The sequence below is a fragment of the Geothrix mesophila genome (genome assembly GCF_022808835.1).
Taxonomy (GTDB): domain Bacteria; phylum Acidobacteriota; class Holophagae; order Holophagales; family Holophagaceae; genus Geothrix; species Geothrix paludis.
The window spans coordinates 1345496-1364641 of record NZ_JAKZLD010000001.1; the positions used below are offsets into that span (position 1 = coordinate 1345496).

Annotated in this window: 16 protein-coding genes and 1 tRNA gene; 16 read left to right on the plus strand and 1 reads right to left on the minus strand. The window is 67.1% G+C overall.

Annotated features, from left to right (window positions below; all coding sequences use genetic code 11):
- The first annotated feature begins 18 nt into the window (after positions 1-18).
- Positions 19-1065 carry a GTP 3',8-cyclase MoaA gene (gene moaA / locus MLG87_RS06090; protein WP_243294302.1) on the plus strand — a complete coding sequence of 349 codons (1047 nt, stop codon included), beginning with the start codon at positions 19-21 and terminating at the stop codon, positions 1063-1065.
- A complete protein-coding gene (mobA, locus tag MLG87_RS06095; protein ID WP_243294303.1) occupies positions 1062-1649 on the plus strand; it encodes a molybdenum cofactor guanylyltransferase in 588 nt (195 codons plus the stop codon). Before moaA ends, mobA begins: the two co-directional genes overlap by 4 nt.
- A gap of 28 nt (positions 1650-1677) precedes the next feature.
- Here mobA and MLG87_RS06100 read toward each other — a convergent pair whose 3' ends face one another.
- A complete protein-coding gene (locus tag MLG87_RS06100) occupies positions 1678-2055 on the minus strand; it encodes a (2Fe-2S) ferredoxin domain-containing protein (protein WP_243294304.1) in 378 nt (125 codons plus the stop codon).
- Between the two features lie 286 nt (positions 2056-2341).
- On the opposite strand from MLG87_RS06100, the gene MLG87_RS06105 reads away from it, so the two are divergent.
- From MLG87_RS06105 to MLG87_RS06170, 14 genes are all read left to right on the plus strand, one after another.
- Positions 2342-2662 (plus strand): c-type cytochrome, encoded by a 321-nt coding sequence (locus MLG87_RS06105; RefSeq protein WP_243286568.1) that lies wholly within the window; start codon positions 2342-2344, stop codon positions 2660-2662.
- A gap of 57 nt (positions 2663-2719) precedes the next feature.
- Entirely contained in the window at positions 2720-4408 is a 1689-nt protein-coding gene (locus MLG87_RS06110) for a DUF3373 family protein (RefSeq protein WP_243294305.1), read from the plus strand.
- A gap of 80 nt (positions 4409-4488) precedes the next feature.
- A complete protein-coding gene (locus MLG87_RS06115; RefSeq protein ID WP_243294306.1) occupies positions 4489-6675 on the plus strand; it encodes a molybdopterin-dependent oxidoreductase in 2187 nt (728 codons plus the stop codon).
- A 12-nt stretch (positions 6676-6687) separates the two neighbouring features.
- Positions 6688-7239 carry a 4Fe-4S dicluster domain-containing protein gene (locus MLG87_RS06120; protein WP_243286571.1) on the plus strand — a complete coding sequence of 184 codons (552 nt, stop codon included), beginning with the start codon at positions 6688-6690 and terminating at the stop codon, positions 7237-7239.
- A gap of 9 nt (positions 7240-7248) precedes the next feature.
- On the plus strand, positions 7249-8229 hold the full coding sequence (nrfD, locus tag MLG87_RS06125; RefSeq protein WP_243294307.1) for an NrfD/PsrC family molybdoenzyme membrane anchor subunit: 981 nt from the start codon (positions 7249-7251) through the stop codon (positions 8227-8229).
- A 12-nt stretch (positions 8230-8241) separates the two neighbouring features.
- Positions 8242-8829, plus strand: coding sequence for a TorD/DmsD family molecular chaperone (locus MLG87_RS06130; RefSeq protein ID WP_243294308.1), 588 nt, complete (start codon positions 8242-8244; stop codon positions 8827-8829).
- Positions 8830-8876: 47 nt separating this feature from the next.
- Positions 8877-10256, plus strand: coding sequence for a sigma-54-dependent transcriptional regulator (locus MLG87_RS06135; protein ID WP_243294309.1), 1380 nt, complete (start codon positions 8877-8879; stop codon positions 10254-10256).
- Between the two features lie 129 nt (positions 10257-10385).
- Entirely contained in the window at positions 10386-10787 is a 402-nt protein-coding gene (locus MLG87_RS06140; RefSeq protein ID WP_243294310.1) for a helix-turn-helix domain-containing protein, read from the plus strand.
- A gap of 35 nt (positions 10788-10822) precedes the next feature.
- Positions 10823-10899: transfer RNA gene (locus MLG87_RS06145), tRNA-Pro, on the plus strand.
- A gap of 548 nt (positions 10900-11447) precedes the next feature.
- The gene (locus tag MLG87_RS06150) at positions 11448-12113 is read left to right on the plus strand and encodes a TetR/AcrR family transcriptional regulator (protein ID WP_243294311.1); all 666 of its coding nucleotides are present in this window, start codon (positions 11448-11450) and stop codon (positions 12111-12113) included.
- Positions 12114-12480: 367 nt separating this feature from the next.
- On the plus strand, positions 12481-13140 hold the full coding sequence (locus MLG87_RS06155; RefSeq protein ID WP_243294312.1) for a TetR/AcrR family transcriptional regulator: 660 nt from the start codon (positions 12481-12483) through the stop codon (positions 13138-13140).
- A gap of 96 nt (positions 13141-13236) precedes the next feature.
- Positions 13237-14379 carry an efflux RND transporter periplasmic adaptor subunit gene (locus MLG87_RS06160; RefSeq protein WP_243294313.1) on the plus strand — a complete coding sequence of 381 codons (1143 nt, stop codon included), beginning with the start codon at positions 13237-13239 and terminating at the stop codon, positions 14377-14379.
- A gap of 12 nt (positions 14380-14391) precedes the next feature.
- Positions 14392-17562, plus strand: a complete 3171-nt coding sequence (locus MLG87_RS06165; RefSeq protein ID WP_243294314.1) for an efflux RND transporter permease subunit — start codon at positions 14392-14394, stop codon at positions 17560-17562.
- On the plus strand, positions 17562-19112 hold the full coding sequence (locus MLG87_RS06170; protein WP_243294564.1) for an efflux transporter outer membrane subunit: 1551 nt from the start codon (positions 17562-17564) through the stop codon (positions 19110-19112). Before MLG87_RS06165 ends, MLG87_RS06170 begins: the two co-directional genes overlap by 1 nt.
- Positions 19113-19146: the final 34 nt, after the last annotated feature.

Sequence of the window (19146 nt, forward strand, 5' to 3'; positions counted from 1 at the left end):
GGTGGACCCGGAGACTCTGTGCCCCCCTCTTTCCCCATGCCGATGAACAGCCAGCCCCCCCGGATGCTCAGGCTGAAGGACGGCCTCAAGGACGGCCTCGGCCGGGCCATCACCTACCTGCGGATCTCCGTGACCGAGCAGTGCAACCTGGCCTGCGTCTACTGCAAGCCGAGAACCGGAGCCCAGGAGCGCGCCGAACCTCCGGCCATGAGCCGGAATGAGCTGGTGCAGATCGCCCAGGTCTTCACCAGCCTGGGCATCCGCAAGGTGCGCCTCACGGGCGGCGAGCCCCTGATGCGCCGGGATCTGGAGACCATCGTTGCGGGCATCAGCCCCGAAGTGGAGGGCCGGGTGCACCTCACCACCAACGGCATCCACCTGGCCCGCCGGGCAAGGGGCCTGCGGGACGCCGGCCTGTGCGGCGTGAACGTGAGCCTGGACGCCGCGGAGCGCGGCTCCTTCGAGCGTCTCACCCGCAAGGATGGCCTGTCCCGCGTGCTGGCGGGGATCGAGGCGGCCCGGTCCGCCGGCCTCAAGACCAAGCTGAACGCGGTGGTCCTGAAGGGCTGGAACGAAGACCAGATCGTCCCCCTCGCCCGGCTGGCCCGGATGGAGGGCATCCAGGTGCGCTTCATCGAGTTCATGCCCTACCAGGGCAATGGCTGGGGGCGGGACCAGTTCATGCCCGCAGGCGAGATCCTGCGCACCGTCCAGGAAGGCCTCGGGACCTCCCTGGAGGAAGAGCCGGTGGTGGGCCTGGAGGAAGGCCCTGCGCGGATCTTCAAGCTGGCGGGGAGCGAAGGCAAGGTCGGTGTCATCTCGACCCTCAGCGCGGACTTCTGCGACCGCTGCAACCGGGTGCGGCTCACCAGCCGCGGCGAGCTGAAGGCCTGCCTCTTCGGGAACAAGCCCGTGGATCTCCTGGAGCCCCTGCGGAACCACGCCTCGCACGAGGATCTCGCGCGGCTCGTCCGCCAGGCCCTCACCGAGAAGCTGGATTGCCACCCCATGCGCCACGGGGAGGTCCCGATCCTCTCGAGTGGCATGTGGCAGGTGGGTGGATGAGGTCCCAGCGCGCCGGTCTGCTGCTTCTGAGCGGCGGCCAGGGCCGCAGGATGGGCGAGGCCAAGCATGCCCTGGCGCACCCGGCCGGCGGCTCCTGGGGGGCGCGCCTCGTCCGGGTCTTCGAGGCCGTGTTCCCGGGGGCGCCCGTCCAGGTGCTGGGAGAGCCCCTGCCCGACCGTCCCGGGTTGCCGGTGATCGTCGATCCCCGTGAGGGACCTGCCCGTGCGCTGCAGGTCTGGGCCGCCCTCGAAGCGCCCGCCGCCCGCCGCTGGTGGGTGCTGGCCTGCGACCAGGTTCGCTGGACGCCGGAGCGCCTGGAGGACTGGGCCCGCCGCGCCGAGGCTGCCGATCCTCAGGCCCTCCACTGGGTGATGGCGCGCCATCGGGGCCACCTCCAGCCTCTGGGCGGCTGGGTCGCCAGCGCGCTCCGCCCGGCCGTCGCCGCCGCGACGTCCCGCTCGCTCATGGCCCTGGCGGAATCCCTCCCGCACCTGGTCCTGCCCGCCGAGGGCCCCGAATGGCTGGACGTGGATACGCCGGAAGAGCGGCGCGCCTTCGAGGATGAGGGCCAGGACCAGGACTAAGGCTAGGGGCTGGTGGGCGCGGAAACGCTCAACCCAGGCGCTTGCGCACCAGGCGCTCCACGGGCACGCCGCCCTTGAGGTGGCTCTCGATGATCTCGGGCACGTCGGCGGGCGTGACGTGGGCGTACCAGATGCCGTCCGGGTACACCAGCACCGCCGGGCCGATGGCGCAGAAGCCCACGGAGCCACAGTGGATGCACTGCACCTCGCCTTCACGGTTGCCCTTGTAGAACAGCAGGTTCTCTTCGATCAGGTGGGCCTTGAAGGCCTCCAGGACCGCCTCGGACCCATTGGCCGTGCAGCTCTTGGCGGTGCAGACCAGCACCTGCCGTTTCAGCGCGGGCCCCATTACCGGGGTTACGGCGGCGTCCTGCTCGGGGGTGGGTAGGGGACGGGGTGCATCCATGGGGGCCTCGCAACCCTCAAGATAACAGTCCATTCCAGCTTCAACGGCCAGCTTCCAGATCCATGCCAATTGAAGGTTTTCATTCAAATTACTTGGTGGTTATTTAATTATTGGTGACCATAGTCACGAACAACTTGACCTCGTTATCCACCCATTCATCCTCTATTCAGCGGCGCTCTCATCCGCGCCCGTAACAAGCTCCCACAGGATCCCCGGGATCCAGTGCCTTCGGCCTGCCTGGCCGGGCGCCATCCCTTCCTCACCCACCCCAGAAAGGACGTGCTCCATGCGGAACACCCTGAAGCTCCTCGCCGTGCTCGCGGCGCTCACGGTGCCCCTCGCCGCTCAGGGCGGCAGCGACACCAAGGGCAAATTCTTCTTCAAGAAGACCTGCAAGTCCTGCCACACCCCCGGCAGCGCCGCCAAGGAGATCACCCCCCTCTCCAAGACCCAGGCCCAGTGGAAGGCCTACTTCGCCGCCGGCAAGCACAAGAAGGGCGCCGAGAAGATCGACTCCGTCGTGAAGCCCGAGCAGGTCAAGGACATCCAGACCTTCCTCGTGAACCACGCCTCCGATTCCCCTCAGCCCGAAACCTGCGGCGGCTGATCCCGGCCGCGCAGTCGAACCCCTGCCCTTGAACCCCTCACCCCGGAGGCATACGCCATGAATTCCAGAATCGCGCTCGCCCTGGTCGCCATGCTGGCGCCCGCGGCCCTCAGCGCCCAGTCCGCCCAGGACCTGCAGAAGCAGATCGAGCAGTTGAAGGTCCAGCTCAAGGCCGTCGAAGAGAAGGCCGCCGCCGCACAGGAAGTGGACACCCGCCTGACCAAGGTCGAGACCAAGGTCGCCGGCGACAACATCCAGTGGGGCGGGGAACTCCGCACCCGCTTCGACAGCACGCAGCAGCACTTCAAGCCCTACACGCAGTTCATGGGGTTCATGCAGAACACCCCCAGCGCGTCCAATCCGTACCCCTTCGCGCCCATCGCCCAGCCGGTGGGTGCGCAGGATTGGACCAACTCCGTCCAGTGGTCCACCCGACTCCGCCTGAACATGGGCATCACCATCAACGAGAACGCCAAGATCATGGGCCGCCTCGTGATGTACAAGGTCCACGGCGGGGCGGATGTGCCCACCTTCAACGGTTCGCCCAACACCATCGCCACGTCCTTCACCACCGGCCAGACGCCCGCAACAGACGCGCTGCGGGTGGAGCGGGCCAGCCTGGTCTACCACTTCAACTCGGTCGCCAGCATCCTGTCCATCGGCCGCCAGAACACCTCCGATGGCCCGCCGTTCGAAGTCCGCGAGGGCAGCGAGCGTCAGGCCACCCCGCAGGCCCTGGCCGTGAATGCCACCATCGACGGCATCGGCTGGAAGTTCCAGCTCGAAAAGATCGGTTTTCCTGAAGGCACCCTGCTGGGCTTCTGCTACGGCGTGGGCTACGAGAGCGGGTTCGGTGGCGGCGGCAACGTCAAGTCGAACCAGACCATCGTGGGCATGAACTTCACCAACTTCAACGGGACGAACCCCTCCGCCATCGCGCCGGTGGTGGGCAACATCGGACCCCTGAAGGACACCACTGTGCTAGGTGCCATGTTCGACATGCCCCTGCTCTTCCAGATCGGCGAGTCGGTCCAGAGCGCGAACTTCTACCTGGGCTACAACCGCATGGGCAACATGACGGATATCCCCTTCGGGAACACCATCAACTTCCCGATCCCCGGCCAGACGCCCTCGACCCAGTACGTCACCGCCACCGCCAACCTCGGCGACATGGATCAGTTCACCGCCACCTGGAAGCACAAGATCGGTGACACCTTCACCTACTTCGTGAGCGGCGGGTATCTCAAGAGCCACCCGAACGGCCAGGTCTCGCAGTACGGCGCCTACTGGACCATGCCGGCCTCCATGGGCGGCAACACCGTGCAGCTGTCCGGCTTCGGCGGCCTGATGGGCAACCCCAACGAGAGCGAAACCGCCACGGCCTACTATGCCGGCATGCGCTATGACCCCACCCCGACCTTCGGCGTGGGTGTGGAGTTCAACCACGGCTCCCCGCGCTGGTGGACCTACACCCCCGCCACCGGCGAGTACACCGACAAGCTCGGCGCCCGCGGCGACGTGTGGGAAGGCTACATCCAGTGGCGGTTCGCCCATAACGCCGCCATCCGGCTGGGCTACATCGACTACAAGTACACCACCGCGATGAGCGGCTGGCAGATCGGCCCCTCCGTGCAGCCCGGTCAGGACTGGGTGTCCGCCATGAACCTGAGCAACAACCCCATGCTCCAGTACGCCTACCCGGAGACAGTCAAGAATCTCTACGCCTCCATCGAAGTGCATTTCTAGCGTCTGAAACACCCGGGCCGGAGGGGCGACCCTCCGGCCCATCCTCCACCACCCTTCCTCGCATCACCAGGGAGACCACGATGGGAACGATTCGCATGGATCGCCGGCTGTTCCTGAAAAGCGCGGGCGCCACCGCGGGGGCCGTCGCCGCCACACAGGTGGGATGCCTCAGATACTTCAAGAAGGGGCGCAGCTCCGCCGCAGAAACGAAGGAGATCCCCACGACCTGCGAGTTGTGCCCGAACAAGTGTTCGGCCATCGCCGTGGTTGAGGGCGGCTTCGTCAGGAAGCTGAACCCCAACCCCGAGAACCCCAAGTCCCGCGACATGCTGTGCGCCCGCGGCAACGCCGCCATCAAGCAGGTCTACGACCCCGACCGCATCAAGCAGCCCATGATCCGCGTGGGAGCCCGCGGCGAGGGCAAGTGGAAGCCCGTGAGCTGGGACGAGGCCTTCGACTTCGCGGCCAAGAAGCTGTCCGAGGTGAAGGACAAGTACGGCCCGCAAGGCACCCTGTGGTCCTCCACCGAGGGCTTCCAGGAGGTCTTCTTCAAGAACCTGGGCCTGGCCTTCGGCTCTCCCAACATCGTGCGCCATCCCACGCTGTGCCTCGCCTCGGTGAACCTGGCCTACAGCGCCACCTTCGGCACGGTCCCCAGCTTCGACCTGCTGAACAGCAAGTTCGTCATCATGTCCGGCGCCAACCGCTTCGAGAGCATCATCACGCCCGACACCATGGACCTCATCGGCGGGGTGATGGAGCGCAAGGCCAAGCTGGTCTACCTCGATCCCCGCTTCACCGTCACCGCCGCCAAGGCCGACGAGTGGTACCCCATCAAGCCCGGCTCCGACCTGGCCTTCATCCTCGCCATGATCCACGTGATCATCAAGGAGGGCCGCCACAGCAAGGACTTCGTCGCCACCTACACCACCGGCTTCGACCAGCTCGCCGAGCACGTCAAGCAGTACACGCCGGAGTGGGCCGAGAAGGAGACCGAGATCCCGGCCGCGGACATCGTCCGCATCGCCCGCGAGTTCGCCGATGCCGGCGCCCGGGCGCTCTACTACGCAGGCCGCCGATCCTCGTGGTACCAGAACGACTTCCAGATGCGCCGCGCCCAGGCCATCCTCAACGCCATCGTCGGCAACTGGGACCAGATGGGCGGCATGGTGCCCAACGCCAAGCTGCCGAAGGGCGAGTTCCTCTTCATGCCCTGGGACGAGCCCAAGGCCCCCCGGGTGGACGAGATCGAAACCGCCTTCCCCCTCGCCGCCAAGGGCGACGGTGTCTACCTCAAGCTCCGCGAGAACGTCCTCAGCGGGAAGCCCTACCCCGTGAAGGGCTGGATGGTCTATAAGCAGGACCCCATGAACTCCCTGCCCGATCAGGCCAAGACCATGAAGATGGTCGAGCAGATGGACTTCATCGGCGTCATCGACGTCCAGATGAGCGACATGGCCTGGTATGCGGACGTGGTGTTCCCCGAGAGCGCCTACCTGGAGCGCACGGATCCCGTGGAGGTGATGCCCGGCATCTGGCCCGCCGTGGTCTACCGCCAGCAGGTGGTCAAGCCCATCCACGACACGAGGCCGAACCTCGAGATCGTCCAGGGCATCGCCAAGCGCCTGGGCCTCAGCGACTACTTCGACTACACCATCGACCAGTGGGTCGAGGCGGAGTTCAAGGACCTGCCCATCCCCATGGCCGCCGAGCACATGAAGAAGCACGGCGTCTGGGCCGCCAGCGGCCAGCCCAGCTATGGCAAGACCCTGAACCCGGACCACCGCTTCGTCACCAAGAGCGGCAAGATCGAGCTCTTCTCGGAGCGCCTCCAGGAAGCCGGCCACGACCCCCTGCCCGTCTACACGGCGCAGCCTCAGCCCCGGAACGACCAGTTCCGGCTCATCCTGGGCCGCGTGGGCTACTTCACCCACGCCAACCAGTCCAACAACGTCTGGCTGCACGAGTTCATGAAGGAGAACGACCTCTGGATCAATCCCAAGCCCGCTGAGCGGCTCGGGATCAAGGATGGCGGCTACATCACGGTCAGCAGCAGCGTGGGCAGCGTGAAGCTCAAGGCCCGCGTCACCGAGGAGATCCGCCCGGACTGCGTGTTCATGCTCCACGGCTTCGGCAAGAAGTCGAAGATGCAGAGCCTCGTCTACAACGTGGGCGCCAGCGATGCCGTGATCCTCGAGACCGCCTGGGACAAGGTCTCCGGGAACGCGGCCTTCCACGAAACCTTCGTCAAAGTCGCGAACGCCTGAGGAGGGTGAACCATGGCCATCAAGAAGAAGCGCTACGCCCTCGTCATCGACTCCAGGAAATGCATCAACTGCAAGGCCTGCGTCGTGGCGTGCAAGGCCGAGAACAAGGTCCCCGTGGGCAACTTCCGGAACCGCATCAACGAGGAGCGGAAGGGCGAGTATCCCAAGCTGAGCATCAACTTCGAGCCTGAGCAGTGCCACCACTGCGCGGATCCCTCCTGCGTCCGCGTGTGCCCCACCGGGGCCTCCTGGCAGCGTAAGGACGGCATCGTCCTCGTGAACTACGACGAGTGCATCGGCTGCCGCTACTGCATGGTCGCCTGCCCCTACGACGCCCGCTACTTCAACGAGGAGGAGGGCGTGGTGGACAAGTGCACCTTCTGCAGCCACCGCGTGGACAAGGGCGACATCCCGGCCTGCGTCGAGACCTGCCCCTCCAAGGTGCGCGTCTTCGGCGACCTCGAGGATCCCACCGCGCGGATCCATGAGCTGCTCTCCACGCGGCGCTACCGCGTGAAGGAACCCCAGACGGGCAACGGCCCCCAACTCTATTACCTGCTCTAGGAGGAAGCCATGCACGAGTTCAACTGGGGTCTCCTCATCGTCGTCTACCTGTTCCTGGGTGGCCTTTCCGCGGGGCTCTTCTTCGCCGCGGGCCTGGCGAACTACCTGACCGTCGACGACAAGCCCGTCTACGCCAAGGTCGCCCGCATGGGCGCCCTGCTGGCCCCCTGGCCCGTGGCCGTCGGTTCCGGCCTGCTCATCCTCGACCTGGGGAACTGGTACCGCTTCTACAAGCTGTTCCTGCACTTCCGCTGGCAGAGCCCGATGTCCATCGGCTCCTACCTGCTGACCATCTTCACCCTCATCGCCTTCGTCTACCTCTTCGCCTGGCTGAAGGAGGATGAGCGCAAGTGGATCTTCAGCAAGATCCCCGCGACCTGGAAGCAGGTGCATCGGCTGAACGTGGACATCTCCTCCTGGCGCGAGAAGATCGCCATGGTGGGCTTCCCCTTCTCCATCGGCGTGGGCATCTACACCGGCGTGCTGCTGGGCGCCGTCTCGGCCCGGCCGTTCTGGAACACAAACCTGGTGGCCCAGATGTTCCTGTTCTCCGCCCTCTCCAGCGGCTCCGCGGCCCTGCTGCTCGCCATGCTGCTGGACCGGAAGAACCCCATCGAGAAGCACGAGACCAAGTTCCTGGTGACCCTGGACGTGGTGTTCATCTCCCTTGAGCTGTTCATCATCCTGCCCTACATCATCCACGGGCAGCTCTCGTCCCAGGCCGTGAAGGACGCCCTGACCCTCATCCTGGGCGGCCCCTACACTTTGGTCTTCTGGGTGTTCTTCCTCTTCCTGGGCCTCCTGGTGCCCCTGGCCATCGAGGTCTACGAACTCTTCCCCAGCATCTTCAAGGGCCACGAGTTCCACGGCAGCCGCCGCATGGCCCTGACCGCCGCGGGCCTCGTGCTCTTCGGAGGCTTCCTGCTCCGGTACATCTTCGTCTACGCTGGCCAGGTAAGCAGCTTCCACCGGATGGGCCTGCTGCGCTAGGAAGGATCACCCATGTCGCTCGCGCTCCTGGCGGACCTCGCCCAGATCCTCGCCGAAGCCTTCCTGGAGCCCGACGCCGACCTCAAGGAGGGGCTGCAGCAGCTGCTGGACGGCTGCGGCAGCCCCTCCCTGGCGTCGCCCCTGGGCCGGATGGCGGGATCCACCCTCTCCGCCGCCGACCAGCCCGTGGAATACGCCCGGCTCTTCCTCCACGCCAAGGACACGGACACGGTCCACCTCTTCGAGTCCGTCCAGGCCCGGGGACACCACATGGCCCCCGAGGTGCTGGAGCCCCTCAAGGCCATCTACGACGAGGCCGACATCAGCCTCCAGGAGGATCTCGGCATTCCGCCCGACCACCTGGGTCTGGAGCTTTCCTGCCTCAGCTACCTCCTGGCCCAGGTGATCGAAGGCGATCTGGCGGAGCGGCCGCGGTTCGTGGCCCTGGCCCAGCGCCTGATCCAGGAGCATCTGCGCCCCTTCACGGCGGTGGTGGCTGAGCAGCTGCCCCAGGTGCAGGCCCATCCGTACTACCTGGCCGCTTCGGAACTGGCCGTGGCCCTGCTGCCGGAAACCGAGAAGGCGCTGGCGGAAATCTAGGCAACCCCCTGCTGGACAAAGGCTTGCCCCGCGTCCAGCATGGAGCCATGACTGTCCCCACGACCATCCTCCTGGTGGATGACGAGCCGGGCATCCGGCGGTCCCTGGGCGAAGCCCTCAAGGACGAGGGCTACCACGTCGTGAAGGCCGAGCGGGGCGAGCAGGCCATCGACCTGCTCCACAACCCCGATGGCGAGGGCATCCAGCTCATGCTGCTGGACGTCTGGCTGCCGGGCCAGGACGGCCTGGAAACCCTGAAGCAGGCCAAGCAGATCCGCGCCGACCTGCCCGTGGTGATGATCTCCGGCCACGCCAGCATCGACACGGCCCTCCAGGCCACCAAGCTGGGCGCCTTCGACTTCCTCGAGAAGCCCATCGACCTGGACCGCCTGCTGCTCGTGACGGGCAACGCCCTGCGGCAGTCCCGGCTGGAGCAGGAGAACCAGCGGCTGCATGCCGCGGTCGAGGGCGGGCGCTTCTTCCTGGCGGACAGCCCCGCCATGAAGCGGCTCATGGCCGACGTGGCCCTGGTGGCGCCCACGGAAGGCCGCGTGCTGCTCACCGGCGAGAACGGCAGCGGCAAGGAGGAGGTGGCCCGCCTCATCCACCAGCAGAGCCCCCGCAAGGACGCCCCCTTCGTGGAAGTGAACTGCGCGGCCATCCCCGAGGAGCTCATCGAGAGCGAGCTCTTCGGCCACCAGAAGGGCGCGTTCACGGGCGCCGTGCGCGACCAGAAGGGCAAGTTCCGCGAGGCGGACGGCGGCACGCTCTTCCTCGACGAGGTGGGCGACATGTCGCTCAAGACCCAGGCCAAGGTCCTGCGCGCCCTCCAGGAGGGCCGCGTGGAGCCCGTGGGCGGCGGCGGCGCCGTGGGGGTGGATGTGCGCGTCATCGCCGCTACCAACAAGGACCTGGCCGGCGAGATCACCAAGGGCCGCTTCCGCGAGGACCTCTACTTCCGGCTGGCCGTGGTGCCCCTGCGCATCCCGCCCCTGCGCGAGCGCCCCGAGGACATCCTGCCGCTTGCGGAAGCCTTCATCAGCCGCATCGGCCGCCAGTACGGGCGCCCGCCTCGGCATCTGGGGCCCGAGGCCAAGGACACGCTGCTCCGCCACGACTGGCCCGGCAATGTGCGCGAGCTGAAGAACCTCATGGAGCGGGCCGTCATCCTGGGCCGCGGCGCCGAGATCGGCCCCCGCGACCTGGGTGCCCTGGCCGCCCGGCATCTGGCCGAGACCGACCCCTTCTCCTTCCCCGAGTTCCCCAGCCTCAAGGAGGCCCGCGACTGGTTCGAGGCCCAGTACCTGCAGCGGGAGATGAAGCTCCAGAGCGGCAACATGACCCGCGTGGCCGAGCGCGTGGGCGTGGACCGCTCCAACCTCTACAAGCGCCTCAAGGCCCTGGGCATCGAGCCCAGGGAGAGCTGACCGGTGTCCCGATGACGGACAAGAAGTGGTTCAAGATCTCGCGACCATGTGGGTCGCGGAGCAGGCTCCGGGGGAGCCTGCGGAGCGGGGCCCCCACAGGGAGCGAATCACGACGGTCGGAGGCTGGCCGTGAGTGACAAGAAGTGGTTCAAGATCGGAGAGGCCGCCGCCCTCATCGGCGTCGGTCCCAAGGACCTGCGCTACTGGGAAGACGTCATCCCCGACATCAAGCCCCGGCGCAGCAAGGGCAACCTGCGCTACTACCACGTGGACGAGCTGCCGCGCCTGAAGCGCATCAAGGCCTGGCTGGCCGAAGGCCTCACCGTGGCCGACTGCGAGGAGCTGCTGGCCCACGGCCACCTCGTCCAGCGCCTGGACCTGGGCCTCGACGCCGAGGAGCTGCCCGCCGCGCCCGCGGCGAAGCCCAAGCCCACCATCCCCCGCCTTCTGCGGACCAGTTCCGACCTCCAGCCCATCCTCAAGTCCGTGCGCGCCCTGTACGAACGGCTGTCCCATCCAGTCAAACCTTGACCTGAGGCCCCACCCGGTCTAGAGTCAATGGTTCACGGCGCGTGGCGCAGCCTGGTAGCGCACTACCTTGGGGTGGTAGGGGTCGGAGGTTCGAATCCTCTCGCGCCGACCAAAACACCAGAGGGGCCCTCGAAAGAGGGCCCTTCTGGTGTTTTGACCCATCGGGTCGAGAGGATTCGAACCTCCGAGTGGGATTCCGGAGACGCAACTTGATGTCGCGTCGGAGGAAGACCGGCGGCTGGCGCAGCCAGACGCAGTTCGAATCCCGCTCTGATGGGTCGATCCCAGCTACGGGGCACGGCCCACCTCTGTGTGGGCTTGCGGAGACAGCGCGGGGCGCTGTCGGGAGCGAAACCAGCGGCTGGCGCAGCCAGGCGCAGTTCGAATCCCGCTCTGGTGGGTCGATCCCAACAACGGAGCACGGCCCACCTCCAGGTGGGACCGCCCGAGGCGTGTCTTGATGGCACGCCGGAGCGAGACCGGCGGCTGGCGCAGCCAGGCGCAGTTCGAATCTCGCCCCGATGGGTCGATCCCAACGACGGAACACAGCCCACCTCCGAGTGGGACCACGGAGACAGCCCGTGCGCACGACGGAGCGGGTCCCCCGCTGCCGCCGCCAGACGCAGTTCGAATCCAACTGGGGATATCCTGGGGACCGATATGGAACCCAAAACCTCAGACACGCGCACATCGCTGCTCCAGGCTGCCCTGGTGTGTTTCGCCGACCACGGATTCGACGGCACGAGCATGCGGATGATCGCGGAGAAGGCGGGCCGGCCCCTTTCGCTCCTTTCCCATCACTTCGGGAACAAGGAGGGGCTGTACCTGGAGGTGTTCAAGCACATCTTCGAAACCTCCGCGCCGCAGCTCCCGAATCCCGCGCTGTCCTCGGGCCTGGAGCAGCGGGACCCGCAGGCGGCCATCCGCCTGCTGCGGGAGCAGATCCACTTCATGTACCAGCAGGCGGCTCCGGATGCGGTGGCGGCCAGGCCACTCCAGGACCATCGGGCCCGCCTCTGGGTGAGGGAATTCCGCTCCCCACGGTCCAGCCTCCGTCCGCTCATCCAGCAGTATCTGGGCCCCGCCACCAACCTGATCCGGGACTGCATCCAGGTGCTCCGCCCCGAGCTGAACGCCGCACAGGTGGCCTTCCTCGGCGCCACGATCATGGGCCAGGTGGCCGGCCACGGAACGATGTCGGGCCTCAACAAGGTGCTGTGGGGCGAATACCCACCCTTCGGCAGCCACTTCCAGGAGGCGGAACTCCTGGTGGATTTCTGTCTGCACGGCCTGAGGACCAGTCCCACGATCTCCCGCGAAGGCTGAAGAGGCGCCGCGCCCGGCGTCCGGGCGCCATCCGCGCTTGCCTGGGCAGGCCATGACGACCTTCGCCATGGCGAGGCTGGTCCGGTTTCGGGGCGCGGGTGGAGCGGGCCGGCCTGAGATCACGAACGGAGTCCGAGCCTCCGGCCAGCCACGCAGGCGGGATGGAGGACAAGGGTCCGTGTTTTCATTCGATTAAATAGTACGATTGATCAATACAAATAATTACACTAAACAACGCCGCGCGATCTTCATTGAAATTGTAATTTGATTTATTTATTGAATTAAATGTTTTTTGAAATCGGCCTTGCCAAAATTATTCAATCGGTTGATTCTATTGGTCGGTCGAACGACTAAGGGTGAACGCCGCATGTGCCCCTCCGATGCCACCCCATCCCCCGATACCCGCGATGCCCTGATCGAAGCGGCCCTGGCCTGCTTCGCCAAGTACGGCTATGAAGCCACCTCCATCCGGCTCGTGGCCTCCATGGCCGGAAAGAACTCATCGCTCATCTCGTACTACTTCAAGAGCAAGGAGGGCCTGTACCGGGAGGTCTTCCGTTATGTGCTGGCCCACTTCGCCGCCAAGACGGGCGACGGGGGCCCCCAGGATCCGGATCCGGCCACGGTGGATCCCCGGGACGGGCGGGCGCGGCTCCGCGCCCACATCCAGAGAGTCCTCCACGACGTCGACGCCCACTTCGACACCTCGGATCCGCTGCGGGAACCGGCCTGCCGCCTGTGGATGAACGAGCTGCAGGCCCCCCGGCACGAGGTCAAGGATCTCCTCCAGGCGCGCATGGAGCCCTACGTCCGCGAGGCCAGGGCCTGCCTCCGGTCCATCCGTCCCGACTTATCTCCCGAGGAGATCGACTTCTGGGGCATCGCGCTCCATGGCAGCTGCATCCACCAGGCGCTGATGCTCGAGATCAAGCACCTGGCCTGGACGTCGGCCGACCCCTCGCTGACCCTCGAGGTCATGTCCGACCGCCTGGCTGATTTCACTTATCACGGCCTCCGTCAGCGTTGATACTGACGATCCGCCGTTCCTGATTCCCCCTCAGGCAACCAGATTTTTCTCAGCCCTTCCTGGAGCACTCCCATGCAGACTCCCTATCGAGGTGGAATGATCGTCGTCGCCGGCGCCCTGGTGGCAGGTGCGCTGACCATCGGTTGCGGCAAGAAGGAGCAGGCGAAGGCCACGCCCGAGGTCTCCGTGGTGACCCTGCAGCCGGAGAAGGTGGCGATCACCTCCGAGCTTCCGGGAAGGACGTCCGCGTTCCTCGTGGCCGAGGTCCATCCCCAGGTGAACGGCATCGTCCAGCAGCGGCTCTTCACCGAGGGGGCCGACGTGAAGCAGGGCGACGTGCTCTACCAGATCGACCCGAGGCCCTACCAGGCCGCCTACGACACGGCCGCCGCCGCGCTGGCCCGGGCCGAGGCCAACCTGCCCGCCATCCGGAAGCGCGCCGAGCGGTTCAAGGAGCTGCTCGCGGTCCACGCCGTGGGCCAGCAAGACTACGATGACGCCTCCGCGGCCCTCAAGCAGTCCGAGGCCGAGGTCCAGTCCCTGAAGGCCGGCGTCGAGTCCGCCCGCATCAACCTCGGCTACACCCGCATCACCGCGCCGATCTCGGGGCGCACGGGCAAGTCCAGCGTGACGCCCGGCGCCCTGGCCGCGGCCTACCAGGGCGCGGCCTTCACCACCATCCAGCAGCTGGACCAGGTCTATGTGGATTCGCCCCAGTCCAGCGCCATCCTGCTCGGCATCCAGCGGAACCTGGCCGCCAACCGCATCAAGGGCAGCGCGGACTCCGCCCGCGTGAAGCTGCTGCTGGAGGACGGCACGCCCTATCCCCAGACGGGGATCCTGAAGTTCTCGGACGTGACCGTGGATCCCAGTACGGGCTCGCAGCTCCTGCGCATGGTCTTCCCGAACCCCCGCCATGTCCTGCTGCCGGGCATGTACGTCCGCGCCATCATCGAGGAGGGCGTGGCCGAGCAGGCCATCCTGGTGCCCCAGCAGGGCGTCACCCGCGATCCCAAGGGGAACGCCATCGCCATGGTGGTCGACCCGTCCAACAAGATCGAACAGCGGACCCTCAAGGTGGACCGCGCCATCGGCCCGAAGTGGCTGGTCCTTGAAGGACTCGCCGCCGGGGACCGCGTGGTCGTGGAAGGCCTGCAGAAGATCCGCCCGGGCAGCGCCGTGAAGGTCGTGCCCGCGTCGACCTCCACATCGGCCCCCGCTCCCGCGGCTGGCAAGTAAGAGGAGCCGTCCATGGTCAATTTCTTCATCGACCGGCCGATCTTCGCCTGGGTGGTGGCCATCGTCATGATGCTGGCGGGCCTCCTGGCCATCAAGACCCTGCCCATCTCCCAGTACCCGCCCGTGGCTCCGCCCTCCATCTCCGTGGATGCCTTCTATCCCGGCGCCTCCGCGAAGACCGTGGAGAACACCGTCACCCAGATCATCGAGCAGAAGATGACGGGCCTGGACCGCCTGCTCTACATGTCGGCCTCCAGCGACTCGGCGGGCCACGGCAGCGTCACGCTCACCTTCCAGCCCGGCACCGATCCCGATGCCGCCTGGGCCAAGGTCCAGAACAAGCTGGAACTGGCCAAACCCCTGATGCCCCAGGTCGTGCAGCAGATGGGCATCGCGGTCACGAAATCCACCAAGAACATCTTCATGATCCTGTCCATCACCTCGACGGATGGCAGCATGAACGCCGAGGACCTGCGCGACTACCTGGCCTCGAACGTGGAGAACGTCATCAGCCGCGTGGAGGGCGTCGGCGAAGTGCTGTCCTTCGGCACCCAGTACGCCATGCGCATCTGGCTGAACCCCGACAAGATGGTGGGCTACCACATCACGCCCGACGACATCCGGCAGGCCGTGAAGGCCTACAACGCCCAGATCTCCGCCGGCCAGGCGGGCGGCCTGCCGGCCGTCAAGGGCCAGCGCCTGAACGTGACCGTGAACGTGCAGGAGCTCCTCCAGACGCCCGAGCAGTTCGCGGCCATCCCCCTGCGCATCAACCCCGACGGCTCCACCATCCGCCTGCGGGATGTGGCCCGCACGGAGCTGGGTACCGAGTCCTACGAGAGCGACACGCGGCTCGACGGCCAGCCCGCCGCCGGCATGCTCATCCGCCTGGCCTCCGGCGCCAACGCGCTGGACACCTCGAAGCTCATCAAGGCCAAGCTCAACGAGCTCTCCCCCTATTTCCCGCCAGGCGTGAAGGTCGACTACCCCTACGAGACGACCCCCTTCGTGTCCGTGGCCATCAACGAGGTGGTGAAGACCCTCATCGAAGCGGTGATCCTCGTCTTCCTGGTGATGCTGCTCTTCCTGGGGAACTTCCGCGCCACCCTGATCCCCACCATCGCGGTCCCCGTGGTGCTCCTGGGCACCTTCGCCATCCTCCAGTACGTGGGCATGTCCATCAACATGCTCACCATGTTCGCCATGGTGCTGGCCATCGGTCTCCTGGTGGACGACGCCATCGTCGTCGTCGAGAACGTCGAGCGCATCATGCACGAGGAGGGCCTGTCTCCCCTGGCGGCCACCCGGAAGTCCATGGGCCAGATCACCAGCGCCCTGGTGGGCATCGGCCTGGTACTGTCCGCCGTGTTCGGCCCCATGGCCTTCTTCGGCGGGTCCACGGGCATCATCTTCCGCCAGTTCTCCTTCACCCTCATCACCGCCATGATGCTGTCCGTGGTGGTGGCCCTGGTGCTCACGCCCTCCCTCTGCGTCACCTTCCTCAAGCCCGTCGAGAAGGGCCACGAGGCCGCCGAGAAGGGCTGGAAGGTCACGCGGCCCTTCTTCCTGTGGTTCGACCGGGTCTACTACCAGCTCAACCACATCTTCGTGGGCCAGCTGGAGCGCGTGCTCTCCAAGTGGGGCCGCTACGTCGTCATCTACGGCGTGATCGTGGCCGGCATGGGGGTCCTGTTCCTGCGCCTGCCCACCGCCTTCCTGCCGGAGGAGGACCAGGGCATCATCATGACCCTCGTCCAGCTTCCCGCCGGATCCACGCTGGAGCAGACCCAGAAGGTCATGTCCGAGGTCCAGCACTACTTCCAGGACGACGAGAAGGAGGCGGTGGCCTCCTGCCTGACCGTGGGCGGGTTCAGCGTGGCCGGCCGCGGCCAGAACAACGGCATGGCCTTCGTCAAGCTCAAGGACTGGCACCTCCGGGACCGCTCCGAGCTGAAGGCGGAGGCCGTCATCCGCCGGGCCATGCGCACCTTCTCCTCGCGCCGGGACTCCATGGTCTTCGCCGTGGCACCCCCCGCCATCCTGGAGCTCGGCAACGCCACGGGCTTCGACTTCCAGCTGCAGGACCGCGCGGGCGTCGGCCACGCCAAGCTCATGGAGGCCCGCAACCAGCTGCTGGGCCTGACGGCGCAGGATCCCAACCTCAAGGCCGTGCGCCCCAATGGCCTGGACGACCAGCCCGAGTACAACGTCAAGCTCAACCAGGACCGGGCCGGCGCGCTGGGCGTCCCCCTGCCGGTCATCAGCGATACCCTCGCCAGCGCCTGGGGCGGTTCCTACGTGAACGACTTCATCAACCGCGGCCGGGTCAAGCGCGTCTACATGCAGGCCGACGCGCCCTTCCGCATGCAGCTGGAGGACCTGAACAAGCTCTACGTCAGGAACACCGCCGGCGCGATGGTGCCGTTCTCGGCCTTCTCCGCCGGGGAGTGGAGCTACGGATCCCCCAACCTCCAGCGCTACAACAGCTTCCCGTCCGTGAACATCCAGGGTGAGCCCGCCGCGGGCAAGAGCACCGGCGACGCCATGCTGGCCATGGAATCGCTCGCCAAGAAGCTCCCCGCAGGCATCGGCTTCGAATGGACGGGCCTCTCCTACCAGGAGCGCCAGGCCGGCGCCCAGGCCCCCGCCCTCTACGCGGTCTCGATCCTGGTGATCTTCCTGTGCCTCGCGGCCCTCTACGAGAGCTGGACGATCCCCTTCTCGATCCTGCTGATCCTGCCCCTGGGCATCTTCGGCGCCGTCCTGGCCACCTGGTCCCGCGGCATGTCCAGCGATGTCTATTTCCAGATCGGCCTGCTGACCACCCTGGGCCTCACCGCCAAGAACGCCATCCTCATCGTGCAGTTCGCCGAGGAGCAGATCGCCCAGGGCGCCGGCCTCCTCGAAGCGGCCATGGAGGCCTCCCGCTTGCGGCTCCGGCCCATCCTGATGACCTCCCTGGCCTTCACCTTCGGCGTGCTGCCCATGGCCCTCACCCGGGGCGCCGGCGCGGCGGCCCAGAACGCCATCGGAACCGGCGTGGTGGGCGGCATGCTGTCGGCCACCTTCATCGCCATCTTCTACATCCCCCTGTCCTTCGTCCTGGTGAGCCAGCTGTTCAGGAAGAAGGCCCAGGAGCCCGCCCCGGCGCAGGCCGCGGTTTCCGAGGAGGGGCAGCCATGATGTCGCCCAAAGCCTGGTCCATCCTTCCCCTCGCCCTGGCCATGACCGGGTGCGTCTCCATGGCCCCGCGCTACCGGACGCCGGAGCCGCCCGTGCCGAAGGCCTGGCCGGAGGGCCCCGCCTACAAGGGCGCCACCGCGTCAGGCCAGCCGGCCGTTGCCGCCTCAGGCCAGGTGGGCGTCGCCGCCCCAGGCCAAGTGGGCGTCGCCGCCCCGGGCCAGCCGGCCGCGGACCTCCCCTGGCAGGCCTTCTTCGCGGACGAGCGGCTGCGGAAGGTGCTCGACCTCGCCCTGCGCAACAACCGGGACCTCCGGATCGCGGCCCTGAACACCGAGAAGGCACGCGCCTACTACCGTATCCAGCGGGCCGAGCTGCTCCCCACGGTCAACGCGGTCGGCTACGGCAATCGCCAGCGGCTGCCCGCCAGCGTCTCTGGTACGGGTCAGCGGATCGTGGCCGAGCAGTACGCCGCCAACGTGGGCATCAGCGCCTGGGAACTGGATTTCTTCGGGCGCATCCGCAGCCTCAAGAACCGGGCCCTGGAGCAGTACCTCGCCACGGAGCAGGCCCGCAACAGCGCCCAGGTCTCCCTGCTGGCGGAAGTGGCCAACGTGTACCTCGCCCTCGCGGCGGACCGCGAGAGCCTGAAGCTCGCCCAGGAGACCCTCGCGAACCAGGAGGCGGCCTACCGGCTCGTCCGCCGGCAGTACGACGTGGGCGTCGTCTCCGAGATCGACTCGTACCGCGCCCAGGTGAGCGTGGAGACCGCGCGGGGCGACATGGCCCGGTACACCCGCACCGTGGCCATGGACCAGAACGCCCTGCAGCTCCTGGTGGGCTCGACAGTGCCCGCGGAATGGCTGCCCGACGCGCTGGGCAGCGTGACCGCCCTGACCGACGTCGCCCCGGACCTGCCCTCTGAGGTGCTGGCCCGCCGGCCCGACATCCTCATGGCCGAGAACCAGCTCAAGGCCGCCAACGCCAACATCGGCGCGGCCCGGGCAGCCTTCTTCCCCCGGATCTCGCTCACCACGAACCTCGGCACCATGGACCGCCAGCTCTCCGGGCTGTTCCAGTCCGGCTCCGACGCCTGGACCTTCTCGCCCCAGATCGTCCTCCCGATCTTCGACACGGGCGCGCGGCAGGCCAACCTCAAGGCGGCGAACGCCGACCGCGACATCGCCCTGGCCCAGTACGAGAAGGCCATCCAGGTGGCGTTCCGGGAGGTGGCCGACGCCCTGGCCCAGCGGGGCACCCTCGACGACCAGCTGGCGGCCCAGGAATCGCTCACGCAGGCCCTGGAGGGCACCTACCGCCTCGCCCAGGCCCGCTACACCGCGGGCATCGACGGCTACCTGGGGGTCCTGGACGCCCAGCGGTCCTACTACGCCGCGCAGCAGGGCCTCATCGCCCTCCGGCAGGCCAAGTACGGCAACCTCGTCGGCCTCTACAAGGTCCTGGGCGGCGGCTGGGACCGCCCCGGCCGGCCCGCGCCCACGCCCGCGCCTGCGCCTGCACCCGCAAAGGCCCCCGCGGCGCCAGGCTCCTGAAGCGATCCCATCAACCCAAGGCCCCCGCACTCCG

Bases quoted from the DNA above. Each gene is read 5' to 3' on its own strand.
- nrfD (WP_243294307.1), top strand. From the start codon at position 7,249: ATGCACGAGTTCAACTGGGGTCTCCTCATCGTCGTCTACCTGTTCCTG.
- MLG87_RS06155 (WP_243294312.1), top strand. From the start codon at position 12,481: ATGTGCCCCTCCGATGCCACCCCATCCCCCGATACCCGCGATGCCCTG.
- MLG87_RS06105 (WP_243286568.1), top strand. From the start codon at position 2,342: ATGCGGAACACCCTGAAGCTCCTCGCCGTGCTCGCGGCGCTCACGGTG.
- mobA (WP_243294303.1), top strand. From the start codon at position 1,062: ATGAGGTCCCAGCGCGCCGGTCTGCTGCTTCTGAGCGGCGGCCAGGGC.
- MLG87_RS06150 (WP_243294311.1), top strand. From the start codon at position 11,448: ATGGAACCCAAAACCTCAGACACGCGCACATCGCTGCTCCAGGCTGCC.
- MLG87_RS06100 (WP_243294304.1), bottom strand. From the start codon at position 2,055: ATGGATGCACCCCGTCCCCTACCCACCCCCGAGCAGGACGCCGCCGTA.
- MLG87_RS06115 (WP_243294306.1), top strand. From the start codon at position 4,489: ATGGGAACGATTCGCATGGATCGCCGGCTGTTCCTGAAAAGCGCGGGC.
- MLG87_RS06170 (WP_243294564.1), top strand. From the start codon at position 17,562: ATGTCGCCCAAAGCCTGGTCCATCCTTCCCCTCGCCCTGGCCATGACC.
- MLG87_RS06165 (WP_243294314.1), top strand. From the start codon at position 14,392: ATGGTCAATTTCTTCATCGACCGGCCGATCTTCGCCTGGGTGGTGGCC.
- MLG87_RS06130 (WP_243294308.1), top strand. From the start codon at position 8,242: ATGTCGCTCGCGCTCCTGGCGGACCTCGCCCAGATCCTCGCCGAAGCC.
- MLG87_RS06160 (WP_243294313.1), top strand. From the start codon at position 13,237: ATGATCGTCGTCGCCGGCGCCCTGGTGGCAGGTGCGCTGACCATCGGT.
- MLG87_RS06120 (WP_243286571.1), top strand. From the start codon at position 6,688: ATGGCCATCAAGAAGAAGCGCTACGCCCTCGTCATCGACTCCAGGAAA.
- MLG87_RS06135 (WP_243294309.1), top strand. From the start codon at position 8,877: ATGACTGTCCCCACGACCATCCTCCTGGTGGATGACGAGCCGGGCATC.
- MLG87_RS06110 (WP_243294305.1), top strand. From the start codon at position 2,720: ATGAATTCCAGAATCGCGCTCGCCCTGGTCGCCATGCTGGCGCCCGCG.